The 5,892-nt window shown below is 59.6% G+C and carries 5 protein-coding genes; 3 read left to right on the top strand and 2 right to left on the bottom strand.

Annotated elements, in window-relative coordinates; translation table 11 throughout:
* From WB528_RS00810 to WB528_RS00800, 3 genes are all read left to right on the top strand, one after another.
* Positions 1 to 785, top strand: a 785-nt coding sequence (locus WB528_RS00810; protein WP_423886534.1) for a transketolase-like TK C-terminal-containing protein, incomplete at its 5' end; no start/stop codon positions are given.
* Between the two features lie 53 nt (positions 786 to 838).
* A complete protein-coding gene (locus tag WB528_RS00805) occupies positions 839 to 1,528 on the top strand; it encodes a dienelactone hydrolase family protein (RefSeq protein ID WP_423886533.1) in 690 nt (229 codons plus the stop codon).
* 114 nt (positions 1,529 to 1,642) lie between these two features.
* The gene (locus WB528_RS00800; RefSeq protein ID WP_423886532.1) at positions 1,643 to 2,221 is read left to right on the top strand and encodes a uracil-DNA glycosylase family protein; all 579 of its coding nucleotides are present in this window, start codon (positions 1,643 to 1,645) and stop codon (positions 2,219 to 2,221) included.
* A gap of 308 nt (positions 2,222 to 2,529) precedes the next feature.
* Here the strand turns inward: WB528_RS00800 and WB528_RS00795 are convergent, their stop codons facing one another.
* Both WB528_RS00795 and WB528_RS00790 read right to left on the bottom strand, forming a co-directional pair.
* Complete coding sequence (locus WB528_RS00795; protein WP_423886531.1) at positions 2,530 to 4,689, bottom strand: glycogen debranching N-terminal domain-containing protein; 2,160 nt, start codon at positions 4,687 to 4,689, stop codon at positions 2,530 to 2,532.
* Positions 4,690 to 4,721: 32 nt separating this feature from the next.
* Positions 4,722 to 5,879: a glycosyltransferase family 4 protein gene (locus tag WB528_RS00790; protein ID WP_423886535.1), complete on the bottom strand. Its 1,158-nt coding sequence runs from the start codon at positions 5,877 to 5,879 to the stop codon at positions 4,722 to 4,724.
* Between the last annotated feature and the right edge of the window lie 13 nt (positions 5,880 to 5,892).

Below are 5,892 nucleotides of genomic sequence, written 5' to 3'. Positions count from 1 at the left end.
ATTTCGGCGTGCGCGAGCACGGCATGGGAGCGATCCTGAACGGTTTGGCGGCGCATGCCGGTGTCGTGCCGTTCGGCGCGACATTTTTGATTTTCTCCGACTACATGCGGCCGCCGATCCGCCTCGCGGCGATGATGAAGCTGCACGTGATCTATGTTTTTACCCACGACAGCATCGCCTTGGGACAAGACGGATCGACCCATCAACCAGTGGAGCAGCTCGCTGGCCTGCGAGCGGTTCCAGGCCTTACGGTCATCCGTCCGGGCGATGCCAATGAAACGGCCGTCGCTTGGCGCGTGGCGCTGGAAGCGGGGGATCACCCCGTTGCGTTGGTTCTGACGCGTCAGAATGTGCCGACGCTCGATCGCACTCGATGTGCTTCGGCAGATAGCTTGCGCCAGGGCGCATACGTCCTGGCCGATGCCGCAAACGGCAAGCCGGACGTCATTCTGATTGCGAGCGGTTCGGAGGTTGGATTGATTATGGCCGCTCGACGGACACTGCAAGAGCGCAACGTCATGGCGCGCGTTGTCTCCATGCCGAGCTGGGAACTGTTTAATGCTCAGCCGCGGAGTTATCGCGATCAGGTGTTGTTGCCTTCAGTCCGCGCGCGGCTGGCCGTTGAGGCGGGTGCCTCGCAGGGCTGGCATCGCTACGTCGGTGACGGCGGCGACGTGCTGGGTGTTGACCGGTTCGGCGCGTCGGCTCCAGGCGACGTCGTGATGCGTGAATACGGCTTCACGGCGGAGAACGTATCTAAAAGAGCTCTGGCCATGTTAGGTTAGAAACGGTGTCATCGTCTTCCGCAGCGTGTCAGCCAGCTAGGCCGAAAACGCGGATGGTGACATTCGCGCGCGCTACTGAGAAAGTTACAGGATTTCTTGCCTTGCCTCGTGATACGAGGCGTCATCGAGCGATAATTATCATTCATGAATGGTGGGGTCTGAACGAGTGGGTGAAGGAACAAGCCGAGAAGCTGGCGGCGAATGGGTACGTGACGCTTGCGGTGGATCTCTACCAAGGCAGAGTCACAACGGATCGTTCTGAAGCTCGTAAGCTCAAGCGCGGTCTTCGGCAAGAGCGCGCGATAGGCGATCTGAAAGCGGCGTTCGACTATCTCGCCGATCGTCCTGATGTAGACACAAAGCACATTGGTTCGCTCGGGTGGTCCATGGGCGGCGGCCTGGCGGTTCAACTCGCGATCCATGAGCCGCGACTTGCCGCGCGTGTAGTGAATTACGGCCCGCTGCCCACTAATACCGGGGAGATTCAGAAAATCAATGTCCCTGTGCTGGGCTTCTTCGGTGCTCTCGATCGGGGGATCCCTGCGGACAAGGTTCGAGCGTTCGAAGTTTGTATGAACGTTGCAGGAAAGCGAGTCGATATTGAAATCTGCGACGGCGCCGGTCACGCGTTCGAGGACCCCTCCAACCAAAGGGGCTATCGACCGAAGGCCGCCGCCGGCGCCTGGTTTGAAACTCTTGAGTTCTTCGAGCAAACGAATGGATCAACGTCCTCCGTCGCATAGGTCATTTGAGCTGCGAGATGATGGGAATCGATTCAGGTCTTGCGAGACCGCGGGTAAGCGAAATGTGGCTGCGAGCGCGGAAAAACGTGTGGATCATCACTGAAAGCGTTTTAAATGTCGTTGAAACGTCTGTTGCATGAAGTTCGGGCCTGTCGGATCTGTGAGGCAGAACTGCCGTTCGGTCCTCGACCTGTAATACAACTGGCGAACACCGCTCGGCTTTTAGTCGTCGGCCAGGCGCCAGGGAGCAAAGTCCATCGGAGTGGGATACCTTGGGATGATGCAAGCGGCGATCGCCTGCGCGACTGGTTGGGGCTGGATCGGTCGACCTTCTTCGATGAAGGAAAAGTCGCGATTCTTCCCATGGGATTTTGTTATCCCGGGGCTGGAAAGAATGGTGGTGATAATCCACCTCGTCCGGAATGCGCGCCGCGCTGGCACGAACGCTTGCTCAAGCATCTTCCTGGCCTGCAGCTGACGATTTTGGTCGGTCAATACGCGCATCGATATTATTTGGATGCAGGGCCGAAGGCCTCCATGACCGAGACCGTCAAGGCATTTTCACAGTACCGTCCCCAATTCTTCCCGTTGCCGCATCCGAGTTGGCGTAGCGCAATTTGGATGCGGAAAAATCCGTGGTTCGAGGAGGCGGTAATTCCTGAACTGAGGAACGAAGTGCGAAAGTTGGTCTAAATTAATCGTAGCTTGTTATCGATCGTCGGAGGAACGATATCCTTGACAGATTCGAGTGCGCGAAAATGTCGCGCACTGATCGTTGCGGCTTCCAAGGGTTAGAGATGATTTGAAGGTCGCCAGCGCGCGCACGCCGAACCCGCGGAGGTTCCAAGGCCGCCTGTTTCGATCCCTGATCCGAGGCAAGGCAACGTGCAGCGGTTGCGGGCGAACACCATCGCGGCCGCTCGTCCAACGCCTGTTCCAGCACCGACGACGACAGCAATCCTGCTCATAGAGTTACCGCCACCAACTTACCTGGTAGCACGCTACAGCCATCGCGTGGTGGCCGTGGCATAGCTCTTCTGGACGACTGCCAGCGGATCGCCTTTGAGGGTCTCGAACCGCGTAGCTTCGTCGTCGCGCCAGAATCGCAGATCGAAGATGTTTTCACCGACCCGAAGATCTCTGATGGTGAGTTTGGGGAGCCACTCAGGCAGAACGGGATCGATGTAGAGCTTGCCGGCCGGCGCGTCAGGCTGAAAGCCGACCATCATCTGGAGCAACGCGAAACACGATCCCGCCGCCCAGGCCTGCGGCACGTTGGCGCCGAGGTATTGGACAGGAAAGGTGGTCGGATCGCGCTGCATGCCAGCATAGAGCTCCGGCATCTGATGACACATGAAATAGCTGGCCGCCCCGCTGATGTCGCGGGCAATGCGGGCCGCCTCTTCGACGAAACCATAGCGGCGGAAGCCCATGGCGATGATCCCATTGTCGTGCGGCCATACCGCGCCGTTCTGATAGGAATTGGGGTTGTAGGAGGGATTGTGGGTCGAAAGGGTCCGGATGCCCCAGCCACTCCACATATCAGATTCCATCAGCCGCTTGACAACCTTGGCGGCGCGGTCGGGAGGCACGATGCCCGACCACAGGCATTGACCGGGATTGGAAGCGACGCTCAACACCTGCTTTTTTTCGCCGTCCAGGCAGAGAGCGTAGAAGCCTGACTCTTCATCCCAGAACGCGTCGTTGAAGCTGATGAATAAGGCTTCGGCCTTTTCCCGCAGAGTCTGAGCCCGGGCTGATTTGCCCAGAGCGTCGTAGATCTGAGCCATGCGCAGCCAGGCATCGTAGACATAGCCTTGAATCTCCACGAGCGCGATCGGCGCAGTGACGATCGACCCGTCGGTATTGACCAACGCCTGGCCAGAATCCTTCCAGCCCTGATTGTAAGCGCCAGCCGTGGATCGGGTCTGGTATTCCTGAAAGCCATCGCCGTCTCGGTCGCCGTATTTGTCGATCCAGGTCAGGCACTTCTCCGCGGTCGGCATATACCGCGTCAGCAGATCGGCATCGCCCGTGCAGCGCCAGGCGTTATGCAGCACGATCAGATAGAGGATGGTGGCGTCGGCGGTGCCGTAATAGGGCGTGTGCGGAATAAGCTTGAAGTGCGCCAACTCGCCGCGACGCAGTTCGTGCATGATCTTACCGGGCTCCGCGTCGCGATAATCGTCGCGCCTCTTGGCCTGGTAGCGGCTCAGCACCTCCAGCGCGCCGCGGGCGAAACCAGGATACACCATGGCGTTCTGCAGCGAGACAGTAAGGCTGTCGCGCCCGAACAGGGCCAGAAACCACGGAACCCCGGCCGCGGGCACGAATTCCAAGTGGCTGGTGCCCTCGATGGGAAGTCGCAAGGCGGCCATATCCTCCAGCGACTGGTGGTAGAAGCGGTAGAACTCCTCGTTGCTCGTCTCGATCTTCAGCGCCGCTTCCCGCCATTGGTTCAGCTTGCGGCGCGCGCCAGCGCCCCTCGTCTGAGCGATACAGTGAGCTGGCGCGTGATCGAGGGTCTTCCCGTCGCCGACCGCATAGAGCAGGCACGAGTGCCACGCTTCGCCGGGCTTGAGTTCGAGTTCGAAGCTGATCCGGCCGTTGGCGTAGACCGGCTTGGAATCACACTTGTGTGCCGTGACTGTGACCCGGCGCTCGAAGTCCTTGTTGATATAAGCGATCGTTAGGCGTGCAGCGCTTTGCGACCACGCGGTGGTGATCCGGCCCCGCCGGACAATGTCGCCGGACTTCACTTCGAAGATGTCGGCGAAGTCGCTGCGCACCGCGATCTCAAGGTTGAAGTGCACCTTGCCCATGCCGTGATTGACCAGATCGAGGTCCTCGTGGATTCCGCCGTCGATGGAACGGCTGATCGAAAGGCCGAGAGTATGTTCTGCAACCTCGCCGATTTCAGTGTGAATGGTCGGATTGGTGAGGAAGATGCGGTTGGCGTAGTACGCGATATTTCCGCCGTTCAAGAGTTCCCACGGCTCGCCGTCGGCGAAGATCTGCCAAGAGGAGATGACCCGGGTGTCAGAGTGATAGAAGCCCTTGTCGGTCGGCCAGGGGATCTGACCGTCCTGGTCGGTGATGAGGACGCCGTAGCCTTGGTTGATCGCCAGCCTTGGCGGTCCGACGGTGATTTCAAGGGCCATTGATTGTTTCCCCGCGAGCCGTTGAGGGGCGTTTAACGTCGAACGTCGGCGACGCCGTCTTCGAACAACGGGTCAACGGGGCCTAAGGCTCCCTTTCGCGGACCCGACAAGCCGTGACCCTGGTCGCAGTCGCGCGATCCCGCAAAGGCCCAAGACCTAGAGGAGCGCGCATTGTCCGCGAGCCGCCTGTAGAGCAGCAGATAGTTTTCCGCCATACGGTCAACCGTGAACCGATCTTTGAACCGGTTGCGGACGTTCAGGCGGTCTAGCGTAGGCACTTGGTTCAAGGCTTCGAGCGCCCCGTCGAGGCACTGGACAATGAATCCGGTGACGCCCGGGTCCACAATTTCAGGAACTGAGCCGTTGTGCCAGGCGATCACCGGCGTGCCTGCGGACATGGCCTCGATCATCGCTAATCCGAAGGGCTCGGGCCAGTCGATAGGAAAAAGCAGAGCGAGCGCGCCGGCCAGGAGTTCGCTCTTTTGAAAGTCGTCGATCTCGCCGAGGAATTCGATCAGCGGATGGTCTAGCCACGGTTTGACCGCAGCGTCGAAATACTCTTGATCGACCGTGTCGACCTTGGCCGCCAGCTTAAGCGGACTGCCGGCGCGGAGGGCGACCGCGATGGCGCGATCCGGTCTCTTCTCGGGCGAGATACGGCCCAGGAAAACAAGGTATTTGCCTCGGTCAGCCGAATACGGAATGAGTGTGTTAGGCATGCCGTGAGGGACGGTCGCCAACCAGTTTGCGTCGAGGATCGGTCGGCGCTGCGCGTCGGAGACCGACACCAATGGCATGTCGTTGAAAGTGCGATATACCGGATGCATGTCCGGCAGATCCAGCCGCCCATGTAGTGTGGTTAAGGATTTTCGGGCGCGATCCTGGAATAGCGGGAACTGATAGAGATCCACATGGAAGTGGATCACGTCAAAGCTACCGGCGAGCCTGCGCACGCGGTCCAGCATGAGCAACAGAGCTGGCGCGTGATTGTGCACACCTGCTCGTCGCAATCCCGTCGGGCAGCAAGGCGCGAGCGTAGCCGAGGTTGACGAATCCGCACTGGCGAACAAGGTCACTTCGTGTCCCTGGCGCACAAGTTCTTCGGTGAGCCAGGAACATACCCGCTCCGTGCCACCATAGGTGCGAGGGGGAACAGATTCCGCGAGCGGCGCAATCTGGGCAATTCTCAATGTCATCGATAGA

The sequence above is a fragment of the Bradyrhizobium sp. genome (assembly GCF_049586575.1).
Taxonomy (GTDB): Bacteria; Pseudomonadota; Alphaproteobacteria; order Rhizobiales; family Xanthobacteraceae; genus Bradyrhizobium.
Note: the sequence above shows the minus strand (reverse complement) of the source record. Positions and strands in the feature narration are given on the sequence as shown.